General features: G+C 63.1%; 17 protein-coding genes. 2 read left to right on the forward strand and 15 right to left on the reverse strand.

The genetic code is table 11. The features are described from left to right. Positions 1-3: 3 nt before the first annotated feature. A complete protein-coding gene (locus ACVWZA_RS07180; protein ID WP_457310483.1) occupies positions 4-345 on the reverse strand; it encodes a hypothetical protein in 342 nt (113 codons plus the stop codon). A gap of 144 nt (positions 346-489) precedes the next feature. Here ACVWZA_RS07180 and ACVWZA_RS07185 point away from each other — a divergent pair, with 144 nt between their 5' ends. Beyond that, positions 490-1,884, forward strand: coding sequence for an MFS transporter (locus ACVWZA_RS07185; RefSeq protein ID WP_457310542.1), 1,395 nt, complete (start codon positions 490-492; stop codon positions 1,882-1,884). Positions 1,885-1,990: 106 nt separating this feature from the next. Here ACVWZA_RS07185 and ACVWZA_RS07190 read toward each other — a convergent pair whose 3' ends face one another. From ACVWZA_RS07190 to ACVWZA_RS07220, 7 genes are all read right to left on the reverse strand, one after another. Next, a complete protein-coding gene (locus ACVWZA_RS07190) occupies positions 1,991-2,503 on the reverse strand; it encodes a hypothetical protein (RefSeq protein ID WP_457310484.1) in 513 nt (170 codons plus the stop codon). 359 nt (positions 2,504-2,862) lie between these two features. Then, positions 2,863-3,291 (reverse strand): OsmC family protein, encoded by a 429-nt coding sequence (locus tag ACVWZA_RS07195; protein WP_457310485.1) that lies wholly within the window; start codon positions 3,289-3,291, stop codon positions 2,863-2,865. A 73-nt stretch (positions 3,292-3,364) separates the two neighbouring features. Next, positions 3,365-3,847: an NADPH-dependent FMN reductase gene (locus tag ACVWZA_RS07200; protein ID WP_457310486.1), complete on the reverse strand. Its 483-nt coding sequence runs from the start codon at positions 3,845-3,847 to the stop codon at positions 3,365-3,367. A 70-nt stretch (positions 3,848-3,917) separates the two neighbouring features. Then, positions 3,918-4,358: a DUF1178 family protein gene (locus ACVWZA_RS07205; RefSeq protein ID WP_457310487.1), complete on the reverse strand. Its 441-nt coding sequence runs from the start codon at positions 4,356-4,358 to the stop codon at positions 3,918-3,920. Continuing rightward, positions 4,358-5,179, reverse strand: coding sequence for a carbon-nitrogen hydrolase family protein (locus ACVWZA_RS07210; protein ID WP_457310488.1), 822 nt, complete (start codon positions 5,177-5,179; stop codon positions 4,358-4,360). The genes ACVWZA_RS07205 and ACVWZA_RS07210 overlap by 1 nt, the downstream gene beginning before the upstream one ends. A gap of 24 nt (positions 5,180-5,203) precedes the next feature. Continuing rightward, entirely contained in the window at positions 5,204-5,461 is a 258-nt protein-coding gene (gene grxC, locus ACVWZA_RS07215) for a glutaredoxin 3 (protein ID WP_457310543.1), read from the reverse strand. A gap of 31 nt (positions 5,462-5,492) precedes the next feature. Next, entirely contained in the window at positions 5,493-6,296 is an 804-nt protein-coding gene (locus tag ACVWZA_RS07220) for a double zinc ribbon domain-containing protein (RefSeq protein ID WP_457310489.1), read from the reverse strand. On the opposite strand from ACVWZA_RS07220, the gene ACVWZA_RS07225 reads away from it, so the two are divergent. Further along, entirely contained in the window at positions 6,268-7,104 is an 837-nt protein-coding gene (locus ACVWZA_RS07225; RefSeq protein ID WP_457310490.1) for a methyltransferase domain-containing protein, read from the forward strand. The genes ACVWZA_RS07220 and ACVWZA_RS07225 overlap by 29 nt on opposite strands. Positions 7,105-7,116: 12 nt before the next feature. Here the strand turns inward: ACVWZA_RS07225 and ACVWZA_RS07230 are convergent, their stop codons facing one another. The 7 genes from ACVWZA_RS07230 to ACVWZA_RS07260 form a co-directional block, all read right to left on the reverse strand. Continuing rightward, positions 7,117-7,506 (reverse strand): response regulator, encoded by a 390-nt coding sequence (locus ACVWZA_RS07230; RefSeq protein WP_457310491.1) that lies wholly within the window; start codon positions 7,504-7,506, stop codon positions 7,117-7,119. Positions 7,507-7,561: 55 nt separating this feature from the next. Continuing rightward, entirely contained in the window at positions 7,562-10,033 is a 2,472-nt protein-coding gene (locus ACVWZA_RS07235) for an ATP-binding protein (RefSeq protein ID WP_457310492.1), read from the reverse strand. Between the two features lie 58 nt (positions 10,034-10,091). After that, positions 10,092-11,411: an EAL domain-containing protein gene (locus ACVWZA_RS07240; RefSeq protein ID WP_457310493.1), complete on the reverse strand. Its 1,320-nt coding sequence runs from the start codon at positions 11,409-11,411 to the stop codon at positions 10,092-10,094. Positions 11,412-11,975: 564 nt separating this feature from the next. Next, a complete protein-coding gene (gene argE, locus ACVWZA_RS07245) occupies positions 11,976-13,145 on the reverse strand; it encodes an acetylornithine deacetylase (protein WP_457310494.1) in 1,170 nt (389 codons plus the stop codon). A 46-nt stretch (positions 13,146-13,191) separates the two neighbouring features. Next, the gene (locus tag ACVWZA_RS07250; protein WP_457310495.1) at positions 13,192-14,688 is read right to left on the reverse strand and encodes a flavin-containing monooxygenase; all 1,497 of its coding nucleotides are present in this window, start codon (positions 14,686-14,688) and stop codon (positions 13,192-13,194) included. 78 nt (positions 14,689-14,766) lie between these two features. Beyond that, positions 14,767-19,023 carry a translocation/assembly module TamB domain-containing protein gene (locus ACVWZA_RS07255; protein ID WP_457310497.1) on the reverse strand — a complete coding sequence of 1,419 codons (4,257 nt, stop codon included), beginning with the start codon at positions 19,021-19,023 and terminating at the stop codon, positions 14,767-14,769. Further along, positions 19,023-21,125 (reverse strand): BamA/TamA family outer membrane protein, encoded by a 2,103-nt coding sequence (locus ACVWZA_RS07260; RefSeq protein ID WP_457310544.1) that lies wholly within the window; start codon positions 21,123-21,125, stop codon positions 19,023-19,025. The genes ACVWZA_RS07255 and ACVWZA_RS07260 overlap by 1 nt, the downstream gene beginning before the upstream one ends. Between the last annotated feature and the right edge of the window lie 12 nt (positions 21,126-21,137).

The raw sequence follows: 21,137 nt of genomic DNA on the forward strand, positions 1-21,137 counted from the left end.
CTCTCAGGCCGGCTCGACCGCCATCAGTGCATCGGCATATTTGAACGAACCGGCATCGAACAGGCCGCTCATCTGGAAGGCGCGCACGGTCAGCTTGAGGTCGCTCAGGCCCGCCAGCTTGAAGGTGCCGATCTTGAGCTCCTTGGGCGGCTTGCCGTCGCGATCGACCACCACACCATCGACGAACAGATCGTCATGCTTGGTGTAGATGACGTGCGGCGCCATCGTCATGCTGACGCGGTTATAGGTCAGGCCGACGCAGCGCTTACGCACGATGGCCTCGAAGATGGTCGGCACGGGGCCCTGCGGCGCGGCCTCGGGGCCGTCATGTTCCGGATACTTCATAGCGCCCCCCTTAACACGTTATGCTGCATTGCAGCAAGTGGGCTTCGACAAAAATGACAGCGGTTACCGATGGGCCGTTTCAATTCGATGGACTATGCACTCGTGAGGTTGCCTTCGGACGAACAAGGCGTATTCGCGACGGCAATGCTCGATGGCCTGCCCCTGCCCCGCCGCTATGCCGCTATCGCCGCTTTGTGCTGCGGCACCGCGCTGATCATCATCGACGGCGGTATCGCGACGGTCGCGTTGCCGACCATCGCCACCGATCTTGGGATCGACGGCGCCGCCGCGGTATCGATCGTGACGATCTATCAGCTCGTGCTGGTCATGATGTTGCTGCCCTTTGCCGGGCTTGGCGACCGGATCGGGTTGAAACGGATGTACCAGATGGGCCAGCTCGTCTTCACTGTGGCGACGATCCTGTGTTTCTTCGCCAAGAGCCTGCCATTCCTGCTGATCGTGCGCGCCTGCCAGGCGCTTGGCGCGGCGGCGGCACTGAGTGTTTCCTCCGCGCTAATCCGTTCCACCTATCCGTCGAAACAGCTTGGCCGCGGACTCGGCATCAATTCGGTCATCGTGTCGAGCTCGGCCGCACTCGCGCCGACGCTTGGCGGCCTGATCCTCGGCATCGCGCACTGGCCGTGGGTGTTCGCCAGCGCGGTGCCCTTTGCAATCCTGTCGCTGCTTCTCGGTCGTGCCCTGCCCGACCCCAAGCCACGTGCGAAACCGTTCGACCTGCTCGGCGCGGTGATGTGCGCGGCGATGTTCGGGCTGGTCATCGGCGGCCTGGAAAGCGGCGTGCATGGTGACAGCCCGGTCATCTCTGGCGCGATCGTGCTGGTCGGGGCGCTGGTCGGTTTCTGGTTCGTGCGTCGCGAACGCGGCGAGGACAATCCAATCCTGCCGATCGACTTGCTTGCGCGTCCCGTGCTCGCACTGTCGGCGATCGGCGCCTTCACCGCCTTTATTGGTTCGATGACCTTGCTGCTGTCGACGCCGTTCCGCCTCCAGCACGCCTATGGCTTCAGTGCGGCCGAGGTCGGAGCGATGATCGCACCCTGGCCGCTGACCAACATGATCGTCGCGCCACTATCCGGCTGGCTGTCGGACCGCATTCCCGCCGGCATCCTTGGCGGAATTGGCATGACCATCTCGATCACCGCATTGTTGCTGCTCGCTTTCATGCCAGCGGATCCGAGCTATTTCGACATCGCCTGGCGCATGGCTCTGTGCGGTTCGGGCTTCGGCATCTTCATGCCACCCAACGCTCGCCTGATCATCGGTTCCGCCCCGCGCGAGCGTGCTGCGGCAGCGGGCGGTCTGGTCTCGACCGTGCGACTGGTCGGCCAGACCACCGGCGCGACGTTGGTCGCCGCGCTGCTCGCAGCCGGGATCGGTGGGGGCATGACGCCACCTTTGGTTGCCGCCGGCATGGCGCTGATCGCCGGCCTGTGCAGCGTTGCCCGCCTGCGTCCCTCGATCCGCAACCCGCGGCGTGACGAGACACAGGACGTCCAGCCCGCAAGCCAGGTGAAGTAAGGGCAAGGCGCCTTTGACGTCGCCGGCACGGCCACCATCACGATGCCAGACGGTCCCGACGCGCCGTTCGACATCATCGAAATCGGTGTGTCTGACAAACCCTCGGCTATTGGGACGGGCAATTGCCCGGCCGCTCCTCGGTCTTGCCACCCGCGACGTACCAGATAGAGGGGCCGTCGGCCTTTGCATTGTTCTGATAGAAACAGACCTCGGCGCTCGATCCGTCCGGGGTGATCGAGACCGACCAATTGTGATAGCCGCAATTATGCTTCTCGCAGCCCCAGGCAAGGATCCTCCCGTCCTTTTTCACGATCGGCGCGTCGGGTCCGTTATAGCCAAACACGAAATCGCGCACTTTCGCGTCTGATACAGCGGCCATGACCGCTGCCTTGACCGACGGCTGCGCGAGGAAAATGGTGTCGTCGATCTTGTCCGACGGATGTTTGCCGATCCAGGCGTTCAGCGGACCGGCAGTCGCGACGTTGCCGAGGATGACATTGTCGCTGGCGGCAGGACTGTTGGCCGCCGCTTCGCCCTCGACCTTGTTCCCCGTGCCGGCACCGCCGCTGCAGGCTGTGATCGTGAGGCCAAGTGCGGCGATAAGTCCGGATCGAACCATTGCAAATCCCCCTGTCAGAGTTGGCGAGTCGTCGCCACGGCGCCCGTCAAAGGTGACACGGGCGATGGCTGCGGGGCAAGCTGAAGCGACACGGGGCGATATCGCAGGGACATTGGCAGGAACCAAACTGGCTTCGTCCGGCTAAATCCAGTCCAGCAGACCAGCGACAAGCACCAAGAGTAAAGTGAGATAGCCCGCAATCGCGAAAGCGACGGTGTGGGATCGCGCAGGCCGATTTTCGCTCGTTCGTTCCATTCACGGATAATCGCACGGTCACTGGAACAACAAAATGATCCGGATCAATTTGCCATCAAACCCGGTCATCATATTCGCCGACAAACTATCGACGTGTCGCCCGGTCATGTCGCGCGAGTGCCAATCGTGGTGATCGACGACCCACCCTCCAGCGTTCGATGCACCGGGCATTTCGCGGCGATGTCGATCAGCCGTTCGTATTGTTCCCCGCTAAGCGCGGCACCGCTGATCCGGACGGTCTTGTGAAAGATGTCCACCATGCCCGTCCGGTCTTCTACCGGCCCTTTCTGGTGTGTCACCTCCACCGCAACATGATCTACCGGCCATTGCTTCTGGCGCGCGAACCAGCGCACCGTCATCGCGGTGCATTCGCCAAGCGCGGCGGTGAGCAACTGATAGGGTGACGGCCCCAGATCGGCGCCACCCAACGATGCCGGTTCATCGCCGATGATCGCGTGACCGCCTGTTTCGATCCGAACCGCGAACGGGCTTTCGCCCGTTTCAGTGACATGGACGCTAACCAGATCGCTCATGCTTTGCCTTCCTGAACGAACGCGACGAAGCCCGCGATAAAGGCCCTGAGCCGTTCGCGCGTGGGCTCGTCGGTCAATTGACCTTCTGAGTCGAACAACCGCCCGCGCGTGCGGCGAGCAAGCGCCCTTCGAACCATGGTTGGGTGCCGAGCGTGCGGAGCACGCTCAACCAGGCGTTCTGGGATAATATCGTGCCGAAGCCGCCGGCGGATGCGCCGATCATGGCAACCGGCTTTGCACCGAACACTCGCCCGATATCGTCTGCGGGGCGGGAGAGCCAATCAATCGCGTTCTTGAATACACCGGGAATGCCATTGTTATATTCGGGCGTCGCCAGCAGCAGTCCATCGGCGGCGACGATCGCTTCTTTGAGTTCGGCCACCACGCCTGGCAGACCGTCCACAGCTTCCTCGTCGGCATTGTAGAGGGGGATGCCGGCGATGGTCCGGACCTCGAGCGTCACGCCGGCGGGCATCTGTTTCTCAGCCTCGCGCAACAGGGCAAGGTTGAACGAATGCCGTCTCAGGCTGCCGGCAATGCCGATAATATGCGTCATTGGTCTGCTTCCCCGGGCAATATCACGTCGTGATGACGCCGCTCGATCAGCGAGCGGATAGTTGACCTGCTTAGTTAAGTGCCTCGGGCGGCACCACGGGCACGATCAACGGCGCGATCGGCACGCCCTCCTCGACCAGGTCCCTGACCTCGGCGGCGGTCGACTGGCCATGGATCGGCGCGACCGCCACGTCGCCGACATGCATGGCGCGGGCACGATCGGCAAAGGCACGACCGACCCATTCGGATGTCTCGAGCGCTTTGGACTGCGCGGCGGCCAACGCCTGGAACGCGGCCTTCATCGCCTCGGGCGTCGGTACGCTCGATGGCGCGGACCTCGCATTACCTTTGGCCGCAATGCTCGGTGCCATCACCGCCTTGATCACTTCGGTCGCGCCGCAATAGGGACAGGCGATCAGGCCGCGCTCCCGCTGTTCCTCGAACGCGACGCTCGATCCGAACCATGCCTCGAAGACATGCTCGCCGGCGCATTTGAGATCGAAGACGATCATCAGGCGGCTGTGACGACCGGGATCGGGCGGCGGTGGTTCAAGACCGGAATGCGGCCGCGCACGTCCTCGACACGCGTCGGGTCGATTTCGGCAAACGCCAATCCCGCTTCCTCGCCCATATCGAGCACCACCTCACCCCATGGATCGATCACCAATGAATGACCGAAGGTCGCGCGGCCATCCGTGTGCACGCCCGTTTGCGCCGCGGCGACGACATAGGCGCCGGCTTCGATCGCGCGGGCACGCATCAGGATATGCCAGTGCGCCGCGCCGGTCGGTCGGGTGAACGCTGCCGGGATCGTCAGCACCGTCGCGCCGGCGTCGCTCAACGAACGATAGAGATCGGCGAAGCGCAGGTCGTAACAGATCGACAGGCCAAGCCTGCCCGCCGGCGTTTCGACCACCGACGCACTGTCGCCGGCGGTATAGCTTGCCGATTCGCGCCAGCTCTCACCAGTCGGCAGATCGACGTCGAACAGATGCAGCTTGTCGTAACGCGCACGGATGGCGCCCTTGTCGTCGATCACGAAACCGCGATTGGCGAGCTTGCCGTCGGGCCGGCGCAGCGCGAGCGAACCGAGATGGACCCAGACACCGTGTTCCGCCGCGCTCTTCTGCACCGCGGCGAGCACCGGATCGGCCTCTTCGCTGGTGATATTGGCGCCGCCCCGCGCCCGGTCGCGATCGAGCAAGCCAGACATTTCGGGCGTGAACAGCATGACCACGCCTTTCGCCCTCGCCTCGGCGATGGCATCGGTAACCGTCGCGGCATTGACCAGAGGGTCGATCCCACTCGTCATCTGGAGCAGCGCGATCTTCATATCCCGATCCTCATGAGCACGCGCTCATGCCGCAAGCAGCGCGTCCAGCCTGCCCTCGCGTTCGAGTAGGGCAAGATCATCCGACCCGCCGACATGTCGTCCATCGATGAAGATCTGCGGGACGGTGCTGCGCCCGTTGGAGCGGTCGAGCATCTCGGCGCGTTTCGGACCACCCATCGTGATGTCGAACTCCTCCACCTCCGCCTTCTTGTCGGACAGAAGGTTCATCGCCCGCGAGCAATAGGGACAGAAGGCTTTGGTATAGATCTCGACTTTGGCCATTTGCCCGAAATGTGGTGTGCCCGGCCGCTTGTCAATCACCATGGGCGGGATCGAGCACCCGCGCCCAGCACAGGATGGTGACGCTGGCGGCGCCCGCACGGAGCAGGATGCGGGTGCAACTGTCGCTCGTCGCGCCGCTGGTATGGATGTCGTCGACCAGCACCACCGCCTTGCCGCGCAGGCTCTCCTTGCGCGTCGGATCCACTCGAAAGGCGCGCGCCACCATCTTCTCGCGCTCGCGCGGCCCCAGGCCGCGCATCGACGGTGTCGCGCGGACCCGCTGCAGGACGGCCAGGTCGGTCGCCACGCGAGTCGCCACCGACAGCGCGCTCGCGATCAGCGCCGCCTGATTGTAACCACGCGACCAGATCCGCCAGCGATGCAGCGGAACTGGCACGAGCAGTGCCGCATCCGGCGGCATCAGCCGCGCCATCTGCTGTGCGACGGTCTCGGCATAAGCGGTGCGGCCAGCATATTTCAGCTTGAGCGCGACCGTGCGCGCGACATCGCCATAGGCGACCGCCGCGCGCACCCCGGCATGGCGCGGCCGCGCCCGGTGGCATTCGGCGCACAAAGCGCCCTCCCCCATGTCATAGGCGAACGGCACATTGCACCCCGCACACCAGGGCGGTCCGATAAAACGCAGCGCGCTCCAGCAAGTCACGCAGAAGCGATGATCCTCGATCGTCACCGCCCCGCATCCCGGACAGCGCGGCGGCAATGCCAATCCGGCCACGAACTTCAAAGGCGCAAGCAATCTCACCAGGACCTTGTCGCGGCCGCGCGAGCGCGGCACAAGCCCGACCGTGACCCCGCCCGACATCTTTGATCGCAACCTACGCCGCCTGCGCCGCGACCGCGCCGCGGCGGATTACGCCGCTCATGATTTTTTGCGGGCGGCCATGCTCGAAGGGATCGCGGATCGGCTCGAATCTGTGACCCGGACATTTTCCGACATCCTCGATCTCGGATGTTTCGACGGCTCCTTCCCACCGCCGCCGGGGGGGCAAACGATCAGGAGCGATCCGGGTGCGATGTTCGCGCGGCTGGCTGGCGGCGTTCAGCACGACGAGGACCGGCCGGCCTTCCCCGATGCGTCCTTCGACCTGATCGTCTCTGCCGGTACGCTCGACACGGTCAGCGACTTGCCCGGCGCGCTGGCATTGGCGCGCCGGGCGCTGCGCCCCGACGGACTGTTCATGGCGGCATTCACCGGCGGCACCAGCCTCTCGACCTTGCGTATGGTGCTGCGTGAGGCGGAAGGCGAACGCCCCGCTGCGCGGATTCATCCGCAAGTGGATGTGCGCTCCGCGGGCGACCTGTTGATGCGTGCCGGCTTCGCGCTGCCCGTCGCCGATGTCGAGACATTGACGGTCCGGTATCGCGACATATGGAGCTTGTTTCGCGACCTACGCGGCATGGCGGCGACCAACCTGCTTCCCGGAACCCCGCCGCTTCGCCGCGATACGCTGGCTCGCGCCGCCCAGGCCTTTGCTGCTCTCGCCGATAGCGACGGGCGCACCGATGAGCGCTTCGATATCGTTTTCCTGACCGGTTGGGCGCCAGACGTATCGCAACCGAAACCGGCACGGCGCGGCAGCGCCACCAGTTCCCTGGCCGAAGCGCTCAAACGACGCGATTGACGCGCAACTAACTTAGCCGATCATTCCGTCGCCAGCGCCATTGGCGAGAAGCCGGCCCATAGCGTCGAACAGCGCATCCATGGCTACCGGTTTGAACAACACTTCGTCGGCACCTTCGGCGATGCAGCGCTCACGCAGGTCGACAGCGGTGTCAGCGGTAACGACGATGATCGGCAGGCGCGCCTTAGCATCGGCTCGTGACCGGATGTGGCGGATCGCGGTGATACCATCCATGCCCGGCATGCGCAGATCGACCAGCACGATCGCGTAATCGTTCTCGTCGATCATCTTCAGGCCGATTTCGGCGCTTTCGGCACCGGTCATCGTCGCGCCGGCGACATCCAGCATATCGCTGACCACCCGACGATTCATCGGATCGTCCTCGATGAAGAGAACATTCATGGCCGCAGGGCCTTCAGGATTTTGGTGCGCGACATCTCGTTTCTAACTCTATCGCCTATGCAGCACGTGACACAAGTGCGTCCGATGTGGAGGCATCTATAGGATATAATATGTCTGACAATACCGTACCAGAGATCGGTTTGGCGATCAGTGCGTTTATGCCGGTCGCCAGCACCGCTTCGCGCTGCGCATCATCGGGTGCGACCCACAATATGGTGGTCCGCGCGTCGGCCGCAGCGCCCGCGATCGCGGTCAGTGCGGCATCGACATCGCCGGTTGCCCTGATCGTCGCATCGTCGATCAGCACCTGATCGACCCCGCCCAATCGCAGCCGCTCTACCGCGTCCTGGACCGTGCCCGCGAACACCACCGTGCCCGCGCGCGCCTCGAGCATCGTACGCAACATGCTGCGCGTGATCGGGCTGCGGTCTAGAATCAGCAGTGCACCCTTTTCACCGGCAGCGGGTACCGGCGTTTCCGGTGCGTCCGCCAGCACCAGCGGTAATTCAATCGTGAAGGACGACCCGGCGCCGGCCATGCTCTCGACCAGCACATCGCCGTCCATCGCCCGTGCGAGATTGCGACAGATGGCAAGGCCAAGGCCGGTGCCGCCGAACTTGCGGGTCGTGCCGGCGTCGACCTGACGGAAGGATTCGAAGATCAGTTCGTATTTGTCGGCTGGAATGCCGATGCCGGTGTCGCTGACGGCGATCGCAAGCGTGTCGCCGGCGCCCGCCGCACGCACCGTCACCGACCCGACCGCCGTGAACTTCACCGCATTCGACAAAAGATTGAAGATGATCTGGCGCAAGCGCGCGGCATCGCCCTCGATCCAGTCGGGAGCGCGGTCGAGGTCGAGGACGAAGTCTATGCCCTTGTTCTTCGCCTGCTCCTCCCACAGCCGCGTCACGTCGCGCATCGTCGCCTTCAGGTCGAACGGCACATGTTCGATCGTCATGTTGCCGGTTTCCATCTTGGCAACGTCGAGAATGTCGTCGACCAGCGCACGCATCGTGACGCCGGCGCCGTGCACCACGCCGATCCGGTCGCGCATCCGCTCACTCAGCGTGCGATCGGCGAGCATCACCTGGGTCATGCCGAGAATGCCGTTCAGCGGCGTGCGGATCTCATGGCTGGTCGTCGCCAGGAATTCGGTCTTGGCGGCCAGCGCCTTGCCCAACGCACTGTTGGTCGCGGCAAGGTCGATATTGGCGGCACGCACCTGATTACGGCTGCGCCGCAACGTGACGATGCCGTAAGCGAGCATCGACAGAATGATCAACGTGACCGCGGCTGCACCGATGAAGATGAACCGCTGAGTCTGGGCGCGCGCGTGCTCGAAATCCACGCTGCGCCGCAATTCATCGGCCTTAAGCTTGGCGATGTGCAACTCCTGATTGGCAAAGTCGAATCGCGCCGCCATCAGCGCGGTGTTGGTCGACGTCGCCAGGCTCGTGGCCTGATCGTCGAGCCGCCTTAGTGCCTCGAGGTGGATCAGAGCATCGTCGGTGCGGCCCCGCCGCCGGAATATCTCGTACGCGGTCTGATGGCTGACGCGGTATTGCAATGTCGTGGTTGCCGGATCGATGCCGGTAAAGCTCCGCCTGATCAACGATTCTGCCTCGGGCAACCGTCCTAGTTGAAGCGCCGCTTGCGCCGCAACGGCAGCAAATATGGAATTGGTCGCCGCATCGCGCGGATCGACCAGCTTCCAGCCCTCCCGGATCGTCCTATCCGCTTCTTCGGGTTTTCCCGCCATCAACTGGCTGCGCGCAAGGTTGCGCAGGATCTGTGCTTCGAGCGCGCCGCTGTGCATGGCACGGGCTAGATCAAGTGCCTTGCGAAGCTGCACATCAGCCTCATCGAAACGCTTCATCTCCTTCAGCGTCTCGCCATTGTTATTATAGATCGACGTCAGCAGGGAGGGGTCGCCGCGATAGATATCCAGCGCCTGGGCGTGATATTTAAGCGCGTTCTCGTAATCTTTGGCGTCCAGATAGAGCATCGCAATGCTCACCAACGCGACCGCCCGGCTGCGCGTTTCGCCACATTGGGTGAAAATCTTATAAGCAAGTTGATAATCGGCGAGCGCCGCGGCGACCTTGACCGTTGCGGTATGAAGGCCACCGCTGGACAACAGAACATCGCCCATGAGTTTGGTCGGTTTGCCCTGCGCCTTCAGCGCGACCAAAGCCTCGTCGATCAGCGGCTGCGCACGCACGACATCGTTAAGCCGGAGATAGGCCTCCCCTTGCAACCATCGCGCGGTTGCCAAACCTATCACCCTTTGCTCGCCCGAAAGCTGCAACGCCGCGACCTCGGCCTGCTTCGCCTGGCCGATCGTCTTGGCCGGGTCGCTGAGCATCATCGCCTTCGCTGCGGCAATCTGCACATCGAAAGCTGCGTTTGCCTTTGCTGCATCGAACGCAACCGGTTGAGCCGCAACATAAATCGGCACGGTCACCCCGACCAGCGCCACAGCCGCCAGCAAAGTCCGCCAAAGCGCGTGAAGTTCGGTTCCTGCCATCTCGTTACGCTTCTGGCCCCGGTTCCTTAAATCAACGCTAAAGAAGCGCCGATTTGGTTTATCCGCTCTTCCAGAAACTCGCGGGCCGTTTGAACATCGATGGCGCGCTATCCTGTTCCGGGCGAAGCTTGTCGTCGCGCAAGAATTGGCGGAATGCATCGATCGAGATCGGGCGGCTGATCAGGTAACCCTGCACCATGTCACAGCCCATCACCGTCAACAGCGCCATCGCCGCCTGCGTCTCGACGCCCTCGGCGGTGACCTCCATCTCCAGTGCATGGGCAAGGTCGATGGTCGATCGCACGATCAACGGATCGCGATTGCTGCTGGTCAATTGCAGCACGAACATCTTGTCGATCTTCAACTCGCGCGCGGGCAATTGCTTGAGATAGGCGAGCGACGACAGGCCTGCGCCATAATCGTCGATCGCGATGGCGATGCCGACATCGGCGAATTTCTGAAGATTGGCGATCGCACTCTGCGGATCGCCGATGACCGAGGTTTCGGTGATCTCGAAACCGATCCTGGCGGCATTGTCGCAAACCTTGGCACAGGCGGTCGCGACGAATGCCGCATCGGCGAGCAGTTGGCCCGAAATATTGATGAAGATGGTCAGGTCGTTGCCGTCCGCGGCGAGCGTGCGCTGATCCTCGATTACCTTGTCGAGCGTCCACAGCGTCAGCGGCCCGATCTCGCCGATTTCCTCGGCGAGCGAGATGAAGTCACCCGGCAGGACGAGACCGCGCGATGGATGCTGCCAGCGTACCAGCGCCTCCGCGCTTGCGATCTCCTGGCGGCGAACATGGACCTTGGGCTGGTATTGCAGAAACATTTCGCCATTGGCGATCGCCGCGCCGAGTTCGCGGATCAGCGTCAACCGGTCGAATGCTGGTGTCCCCATCGACAGGTCGCGCACCACACTCTGCTGCTCGACATGCGCCTGATCGAGCGCACTCTCGGCTTCTTCGGCAAGCCGAACATCCTCGGTCGCGCCGACCGGCGCGGCAGCCGCGCCAAACAACATGCGGAATTCGTGATATTCACCATCGATATCGACCGGCGCAGAAAAAGCCTCACGCAGATGATCCATCGTCGTTTCGAGATCAGCAATCGTCTCGCCTTCGAAGGCAAACTCGATCGTCGTCCGGCCGACCACCACCGCTCGCGCCGAAGGGAGCATCGCCGCGATCTTTTCACACGCATCGTGCGAGAGCCGATCGGCGCGCGTCCGGCCGAGATGGCGACGTAACGCGGCAAAATTGGCAATTCTGGTCAGGCAAAGGAATTGCCACGCCTTGACGCGGGTCGGTACGAAACCATCCGGCAATTGATCGCCGAAGGCGATCGATGAAGGGTGTCCGACGCGGAATCCGTCCATCCCGTTTTGTATATCTGCGCTGGGCGGCATTCGCCCGTTCAGCTCTTTTATCAATGTCGTCGGCACGAGCTGCGGCGATGCGCGGCGCGCGGCCTGCTGACCTGGTTCCGAATCTCTGTGAGCGCACGCCATCTTCGCCGGGCTAGCACGCGACGCTGAAGGAACTCTTAAGCCGGACCTCAACGTCCCGAAAAGCCCGGGAATCCGATTGCTTTATCCTTAAAAAAACGTTAATAATCTGGCGTACTCAACTGAGTGCAAATAGGGAGAAAGCGCATGCTCAAGTTCATTCTTGCGCTGGTTTATGGCGAGCACATTCGCCCCTGGTAAACCAGTCGATCGGTCCGACACCTGGCAAAACGAGCTGCCTTCACAGTAGCTTAGCCAAGGGTCGGATCGATACTTTTGCGTGCCGATGTGACCACCAAACCACCTACCCTTACTGTCTGACTGGTCGATGACCGGGCGTTTTTCTGATTCGGGCGTTACGCAATTTATGTATTAATCTCGCCAAACTAGGTCCAGTTTGGCTCTGATTTATTAGTTTGCCGTCGCTCGCGATTTTTACCGACGAAGGGCTTCGTTTAGGCGCGTCATGAACACGGCGCCGCGCTCAAGTTGCGCGATATTAAGATATTCGTCCGGCTGGTGTGCCTGCTCGATCGACCCCGGTCCGCAAATTACGACCGAGTATCCGGCCTGCTGAAACTGCCCCGCTTCCGCCGCATAAGACACCACACGCGCCGGGCCATTGTCGCCGGCGAGACGCCGGGTGAGCCGTTCGGCTTCACCATCCGGTTCCGGTGCGAAAGACGGGGTGGTCGATCGCAGCACAACCTCGACTCCTGCTCCTTCGAACCGTGCGCGTAACAGGGCATCCTGTCGCGTGCATTCGGCTATGAACGGCGCGACGATCGCATCAGTTTCCTGTCCCGGCTGAACGCGCAGGTCGAAGACGAACACGCATTCTCGGGCCAGGATATTGACTGCGGTGCCGCCATTGATCTGACCGATCGTCAGGGTCGCGTGACCCGGGCAATAAAGCGACGCGGGGTCGGCATGGTGCTCCAGCGCGGCGGCGATTCCGGCAAGCTGGTTCATCAGCCCGACCGCGACCATGTTCGCCGATATCCCCAGATGCGTCAGGCTGGAATGCGCCTCATGTCCGGTTACCGTGACGCGCCAGCTGGAGATCCCCTTATGCCCGCTCACCACCTCCATATTGGTCGGCTCGCCGACGATGACGGCGGCCGGCGACGGCAGTTCGGTGACCAGCTCACGGATCATCGACGGTGCACCGAGGCAACCGACTTCCTCGTCATAGGAAAAGGCAAAATGAACCGGCCGCGCATTGCCCGCGCGTATGAAGTCGGGCGCGGTCGCCAGCGCGAGCGCCAGAAAGCCCTTCATGTCGCACACGCCTCGCCCGTATAAGCGGTCACCGCGACGGGTCAGTATGAACGGATCACTGCTCCAGGGCTGGCCATCTACCGGCACGACATCGGTGTGACCCGACAGGATCACGCCTCCCGCTACCGCCGGTCCCAGCGTCGCATAGAGATTGGCTTTGCTTCCGTCGGGATTGGCAACGCGACGCGACGCGACGCCAAGGCCGCCCAGATACGCCTCGACATATTCGATCAGCGCGAGGTTTGAATCGCGTGACGTGGTGTCGAACGCGATCAGCCGGGCGAGATGTTCGGTCGCGGCGGTGTTGATCTCGGCTGGTGTCATGCCGGGAGCCTAGGGGCCGGCTACCCGACCGGCAAGGCGCGCTGGTTCAGGCAGACACGGCCTCGCGCTTCTCCACCGCGACACGCTTTGCCGGAACAGGATTGGAGAACGCCATTTCGGAATCGACCGATCCGTAGCGCAGCGTGATGATATCCAGCGCATAGTTCTGGTAGAGCTTCCACGGCTTGCGATGACCCTGTTTGGGAAACTTCTCCATCGCGCGCGTCACATAACCCGAACTGAAATCGAGAAACGGCTCGGGCTGCAATTCCTCGCTGGCGATGCGCGGCGTCGCCTGGCGCAGCCCGCGCTTCTTCATCGTATTGAGCAACCGGCAGACATAACCGCAGGTCAGATCGGCCTTCAGCGTCCATGACGCGTTGGTATAACCGAACGAAGACGCCATGTTGGGCACGTCGCTATACATCATGCCCTTGTAATTATAGGTCTTGGACAGATCGACCGGCGCGCCGTCGACGTTGAACGCGACATCGCTGAGCAGCTGCAATTCAAGGCCCGTGGCGGTGACGATGACATCGGCGGCAAGCTCATCGCCTGATTCGAGCGTGATCCCCGACGGCGTGAACGCGGCGATCCGGTCGGTGACGACCGAGGACGTGCCCGTCTTTAGCGAGTCGAACAGATCGGCATCGGGTACCAGGCAAAGTCGCTGGTCCCATGGATTGTAGCGCGGCGTGAAATGCTTCGCGACGTCGTAATCCGGACCGAGATGATCGCGCACCATGCCGATGATCCGTTCCTTGACCTTCTCCGGCTTGCGCCGTGCCAGGCGGAAGAAGAACATGCCGAACAGCACGTTCTTCCACCGCGTGATACCATAGGCGGTCTTGGCCGGCAGCTTGCTCCGCAGCCAGTTCGCAACCCCGTCCTCCGACGGCCGCGACACGACATAGGTCGGCGAACGCTGCAGCATCGTGACATGCGCAGCGCGCTTGGCCATTTCGGGCACCAATGTAACCGCGGTCGCGCCGCTGCCGATCACGACGACCTTCTTGCCCGAGTAATCGAGATCCTGCGGCCAATGCTGCGGATGGACGATTTGCCCTGCAAACGTGGCCGCGCCGGGGAAATCGGGCGTGTGGCCCTTGGCGTAATTATAATAGCCGCTGCACATGAAGAGGAAATTGCAGGTGATGACGACCGGACCATCGGGCCCATCGGATTCGACAGTCCAGCGCGCATCCTCGGTCGACCAAGCGGCCGTCTTGACGTGATGCCGATAGCGGATGTGCCGGTCGATGCCGTTGTCATGCGCGGTGTCGTTGACATATTTCAGGATCGACGGCCCATCCGCGATTGCCTTCGCTTCGGTCCAGGGGCGGAAGGAATACCCCAATGTGTACATGTCGGAATCAGACCGGATGCCGGGATAACGGAACAGGTCCCAGGTCCCGCCCAGTTGCGGCCGCCCCTCGAGAATCACATAGCTGCGATCCGGGCTGAGCGTCTGCAAATGATACCCCGCGCCGATACCCGAAATTCCGGCACCGACCACGATCACGTCGAAATGTTCAGTCGTCATATCGTCTCTCCGCAATACCCGATATTCGATTTTTCGGTTGCAGAAAAGGACTGAGTTTATCGGGCGAGCGTCAGTCGATCAAAAGTCCTTCGAATATTTGACACTCACATTCGATCCGCCGAACGACCCGGCCTGCGACAGCACAGAGAGGCTCTTGGTCAACGCGACCTGCAATTGGGTCGCGGTAAAGCCCCGCGCATCGGTAATGATCTCGATATAGATGTCGTCGGAGATATATTGCCCCGCCGCCAGCGCAGTCCCGCGCCCGCTCGCCTCATCCGCGCCGAGAATGCGCAACCGGTCGATCCCGGTGGCCGAGCGCAGCTTGCCGAGCGGATTGAGCCCGCCACCGGCCCCACGCAGCGAATTGAGCGCGGCGGCGAGCTGGATCGCCTCGGTCGCCGACAAATTGGTCACCGAGCTACCGAACAGCAAGCGGCTGAGCACCTCGTCCTGCGGCAGCGACGGCGTCGAGCTGAAAGCGATGCGCGGATTCTGGCCGGTACCCGAGATGTTGATCGAGACGGTGATGCCATTGGTCGTCGTGCTCGCGATGATCGCGATCTGCGGATCGGTTAGCGCACCGCCCGCGAAAGTGATCGTACCGGTATCGAGATCGAACCGCTTGCCGGCGAAGGAATATGTGCCGCGCACCACCTTAGCCAGGCCCGACACGGTGGGCGCCGCCGATGTGCCGCCGACGCGCAGATCCATGCGCCATTCGGACTCCAGCCCCATGCCGGACACGAACAGCTTATTTTCCGCCTGTAGGCGCAGGTCGAGCTTGAACAAGCCAACGGGTGCCGCCGCCGGACGATCGGTAGGCCGCCGCACAAGGTCACCCTTGCGACGCACACCGGTCAGTTCGGCGACATCGGCCTGGCCTTGGCGGATGATCTCGTAACGCGCCTCTGGGATGATGAGCGTGCCACGGATCAGGCCGCCATTGGCCTTGCTGTTGGTCAGCGCGATATCACCTGTCGCGGTCGCGCCAAGCGCATCGCTGCGCGCGAGCCGCGCATTGTTGAGCTTGGCCCGGATGTCGATCGGGAAGCCCTCATCGGAGGCAAAACCGATGCTTCCCTGCGCCGACACTGTTCCGTCCCCGGCGGTCGCCTGGAGCTGAGTAATCTCAAGCCGCGTATTGGTGAAGCGACCGGCGATCTTCATGTTCGACAGCCTGGTGCCGTAAGTCTCGTTTTCATAGGTCAGCTTGTCGGCGCGGATCAGTCCGTTGAGATTGGGGGACTGGGCGCGACCGGAGAAGTCGGCGGCAACCGCGATCGGCCCCGACAGTTGCTGGTCGGGCTGCGCGGCAAGCGAGAACAGCACGCCCGCGGGACCGTTGTAGCGGATACCCCCGCCGAGTGGCGCGGCGAGCAGGCGCGTGGTCCAGCTGCCACTACCCTGCGGCAAAGGATTGAGCGTTGCGACGACCCGGCCCACCGTTGACGGCCCGCGCTTGATCAACGCGCGGAAATCGCCGCCCTCTGGCACCAGGCGGCCTGCCACGACGATATCGACCGGCTCGGACACCGCCGCGAGACTGGAGCGAGTGAAATTCTTGATCGTCGCGCGCATGTCCGCCCGCGGAAATGAAGCTCCGCTCGGCTGGTTGAAATCGAGGCTGCCGGTCGCGGTCCCGCCGACACCGAGATTTGGGATCAACGCGTTGACCACCGACAGGTCGAGCGCATCGAGCCGCGCCTGCGCCGTCAGCCCCTTGCCATAGCTACCCGCGACCCGAGCCGATCCCTTGTCGAAGTCGATCCGGCTTGGCAGCAGGCGATATGCATCCTTGTCAATCTGGATCCGCGCCGGGGTGCCGGTTTTGAAACCGATACCATTGGCGCGGCCTTGTGCCGCGACCAGCCACAGGTTTGGGCTGAGCCGCGAATTGATCGCGATATTGAAGGGAACGCCGTTCGATCCGGTCGCGACGGCGCGCGCGGTGCCGCTGCCGTTGTGATAGTCGATCTTGGCGCGCGCGGAGGACAATATGGTCGGGCCGTAGCGCAGGTCGGCAAGCTGGATATCTGCCTTCACCTGTGGCGTGTCGTAGAGAATCACATTGGCGGCCACGATCGCGCGACCGATGGTGAAGTCGGTGGTCCCCGGGATGGTCGCCGAATAGGCTCGCGCCGCGATATCGGCGCGCTGATATTTGCCTGTCGCGCCCAAATTTGCCGCGCCCGTGATACCAGATCCGGCGAACTGCACGCGACCGGCGAACGGACCAGCCGCGGTCTGCTGCAGCTTACCGTTGATGTTCATGCCGGCAAAGCGCGCGGTGCGGATATCGATGCCGAGCGTATTGCCCGGCCGCATAATCACGTCAGCGGAAAAGGGTCCGTAATCGGTGCCGCCGGTCGCAACGATCGCATAGTTGGTGCCATTGCCGCGCACCCGCGCCTCAAGATTGACGAGGCCGATCCCGACACCGGGCCGTGGCGCACGGAGCAGCACGACCGGCTTGGTCGCGGTGCCCGACACACGGGCGGACAACGGGCCATACTGGGTCGAATAGGCGTCCGCGTTGACCAGCAGGGCGCCGGACGGATCATAGCGCCCCGATCCACCCGTCACACGGAACTGCGGCGCATTCAGACGCAGATTGCGGAAAGTGATGATGCCATTCGGATCGTAACCGATATCGGCACGCACCACAGCATTGCCGCCGAGGAAAGTCCGCGCGCCCGAATTGAAAATCTGCGAGGTGCGCGCCACCACCCGGCCGGCGATGCCAAAACCACCGCTCGGCACCGTCACCAGCTTCGCGTTGGTGGTCAGGTTGACGATGCCGATGCTCTCGATGCGATAGTCGTTGATCCGCCCGTTAAGCGCACCGGTATAGCGTCCGGTCGCCATGTTCGCGGCGATGATCGCGGTCGCGTCGATCTTGCGCGAGCGGATGCGCAGATTGTCGGACAGGATGCTCGCCCCGGAGATCGCCAGGTCGCCGTTGATCGCGACATTGTCGAGCAACCCGCCGGCTGCCGCGTTAAGCCCGGAGATGCGTCGCGCCCGAGCATTGACCGGCACCAGGATATGGTTGGCATCGACACGGGCAAGGCCGGTCGCGATCAGGCTATCGACTTTGGTCTCGCCAAACCCGATCGATGCCGCACGGATCGCATAATCGACCGTCGGCGTCGCGAACGCGCCGTCCAGCGTCACATCGGCTATCACATCGCGCCCGTTGAGATTGGGCAGGATCGCGCCCGGCGTGAGCAGCCGTGCATTGAGCTTGAACTGGCCGAAGCGGCTCTGCGCAAGGTCGATCAACCCCTGCCCCCGCACGGCAAGCGCATTCGAGGACAGCGCCAGCTTCGTGTCGACGCGGCGCTGGTTGAGCGTCGCGTCGAGCGCGATGGTCAGCATCGGCGCGGTTAACCGCGCGATCGGATTGTCGGCGGTCGGTACCGGCTTCGCCTTTGTGCCCGGCTGTGCAGCCGCCTCGGCCGGCGAACCCGCGACGTAGAGTGCGGGCTGCGCGGTGCCACGTATCTTGAAAATGCCGTCATTCGCCTGCAGCGCCAGATTCGCGAGCGATTGGCCGCCGAGCGTGCCGATCGCCTTGCCGGTCCATGCCTTCCAGCTTCCCGCACCCGTGATGCTGAAATCGAGCGGTGCGTGGAGCCTCGCCATGCTCGCCACCACACCGCCGACCGGCGCTTGCAGTTTCGCATCGAGGTCGAGCTTGTTCTCCGCCGGTATCGCATCGAGCTTGAGTGCGAGCCGGTCGCCGCCGGCGATCCCCTGCCCGGTCAGCGCGACCGCATTGGCGGTCACCTGCGCCCGCGCATCGGCGATATGCGCAATACCAACGATACTTAGAATATGAGGGCTGCCGCTAACCGCTTTGGCCAGCACCAGCCGGTCGATTTTAAACCGTCCAATATCGATGTCGAGATCAGGCAGCAGCGGTGCGTTCGGGTCCGGCTTGAGTTCGGGGCTGCGCAGCAGCGTGACCAGCTTGCTCGTCGCCGACCGCACATCGACGTGATTGCGCGCAAACGCCAGCGGGCGCCAATCCATGTCGAGCCGGGGACTGGTCAGGAACACGCCTTTGGCGTCGCTCACGCGCACATCGGTCAGGATCATCGCGCCATAGATCGACCCGTCGATCCGTCCGACCTTGATATTGAGGCCCGAAACAAGCGTGTAATTGCCCAGGGTGTTGGCGATGAAGCGCCGCCCCGGACTAGTGTTCAGGCCAAGCACAAACAGGCCCAGCAAGACGATCAGTCCAACAAAACCGATCGCGATCCATTTGACGATCCGCTGCCAGAACGGGCGGTGAACTACCATGGTTTCTGCGACTTCGTCGGCCATCAGAATGCCTGCCCGATCGAGATGTACAGCGCGACCTTGCCATCACCCGGACGCGAGTTGAGCGGCGTCGCGACATCGACACGAAGCGGACCGAAATTGGTGTAAAAACGCCCGCCGATACCCGCGCCGTAACGCAAATCCGACCCCTTTGGCATAACGCCTTCATAGGCGTTACCGCCGTCGATGAACGGCACGATGCCGAAATTGCCGAAACGATAACGCGCCTCGAGCGAGAATTCGTTGAGGCTGCGCCCGCCAACTGGGTCGCCATTAGGATCGAACGGTCCGAGCCGCTGATATCCATAACCGCGCACCGACCCGCCTCCGCCGCCGTAATAACGCCGCGACGGTGCAAGATCGTCGCGCTCGACACCCGGAATCGTTCCGGCGCGCAACCTCCCCGCGAGCACGACACTATCGGTCACCGGCTGGTAGATACTGCCCTCGACCAATATGCGCGCATAGGGCCTGACGCCGCCGCGCACCGAGGTCTCGGGACTAAGGCTCAGCTTGAGGCGATACCCCCTGGTCGGATTGAGGAGATTGTCCGACGTGTCGAACTGCAGCTGTCCCGGCAACGCCAGGATGCCATAGGTCGCGCGCCGTTTCTCAAGCCGCGCGAAATCATACACACTCTCGTTCGTACCGATCAGCTCGAAGCCGTAAGCATAGGTGAATTTCTTCTGCCAGATCGGCGTCGAATCATAGCTGATCCGACCCGCCAGCGTGCCGGTAAAGGCGTTGAACGCATCGTAATTGCTGTGATTGGCCGATGCCGTCAGCGTCACCGTACGATCGCGCTTGCCCGCGTTCGATCGGCGGAAAGTCGCGCCCAATCCCTGTTCCTGCGTACCGGCGATCGCCGACAGGATCAGCGCGCCTTCCGGTTTCCACAGATTGCGATGCGTGAAAGAGCCTTCGAGCCGGAAGCCCTGCCCGGTCGAATAACCCGCGCTGGCCGCGACCGACCGTGGCGGCCCGGCTTCCTGCCGGACCAGCAGGTCGATCGCCTCGGTGCCGTCGGGGCCGGGCTTGCCGGTCCGCACCGGCTCGACCGACACGGTCGAGAACAGTCCGGTGGCGACCAGTGCGTCGCGCAGATCGTCGACCTTGCGATTGTCATACAGCTCACCGGGCTTGAACCGCGCCAGCACGCCGACATGGTCGGCCTCGAAGGCAAGCTTACCCTCGGTCGAATAGGTCCCGAAGGAGGATCGCGGCCCGGTATCGACCGGCAAGGTATAGGCGCCGGTCCAGGTCGCATCGTCGAGCAGGATGTCGCGCTGCCCTAGTGTGACGAAGGGATAGCCCTGCTGCGGCAGCTTCAGGGAGACATTCGCCTCGGCGCCCTGGATGCGATCGGCCTCGATCGGGTCGCCGATGCGCAACGGCAATTCGCGCGTGAGCAGATCGCCCGGCACCACAGGCCCCGCCTCGATCGAAATCGACCCGAGCGAATAGAGCTTGCCCGGCGTCGCGCTCACGATCGCCTTCGCGTTGCCGCTGTTTGGTACGCTCTCGATCGTCGAGATCGCCGTGCCGTCATAATAGCCGCGCGACTTCATCAGCCGGATAGAAAGCGCCTCGTCCTCGCGCGCGCGCGCTGACACCATGGCTGAGTTGGCCGCCTTGCCGCCGCCATCTTTCAGCGCAGACAGCGCGTTGAACTGGCCGGTCAGGCCAAGCGCATCGAGCCCGTTGACCTGCGTGTCGTAACGGATGACCACCGTCTTGTCGTCGCCGGTATCGGCGATATCCACCGGCGGGGTCGAATCGAACGTGCCCAGCGGCGGCAGCGCCTGGGTCAATTCCGGGTCCTCGGCCGTTAGCGGCGCAAGTGTGTCGGTGCTCGCGACCGGCGGCTGGTCGGGTGACACGGGCGGTAGCCGAATCGATGGCGTTTCGGCCGGCATCGCCTCGAGCGGCGCGTTGATATCATCGCTGAGCGGCGGCAACGCCTTGTCGAAATCGGGATCGCTGACGATGGTTTCGTCCGGTCGCGGATCGATCGACTGGACAGCCGGGGGCACCGCAGGCAACGGCACCTGCTGCGGAGCCGACAATGCGGTACTCAGAGCCAGCCACCCCGGCGAGAACGTCAGAAAGTTCAAAAC

It is taken from the genome of Sphingomonas sp. UYAg733 (genome assembly GCF_054057355.1).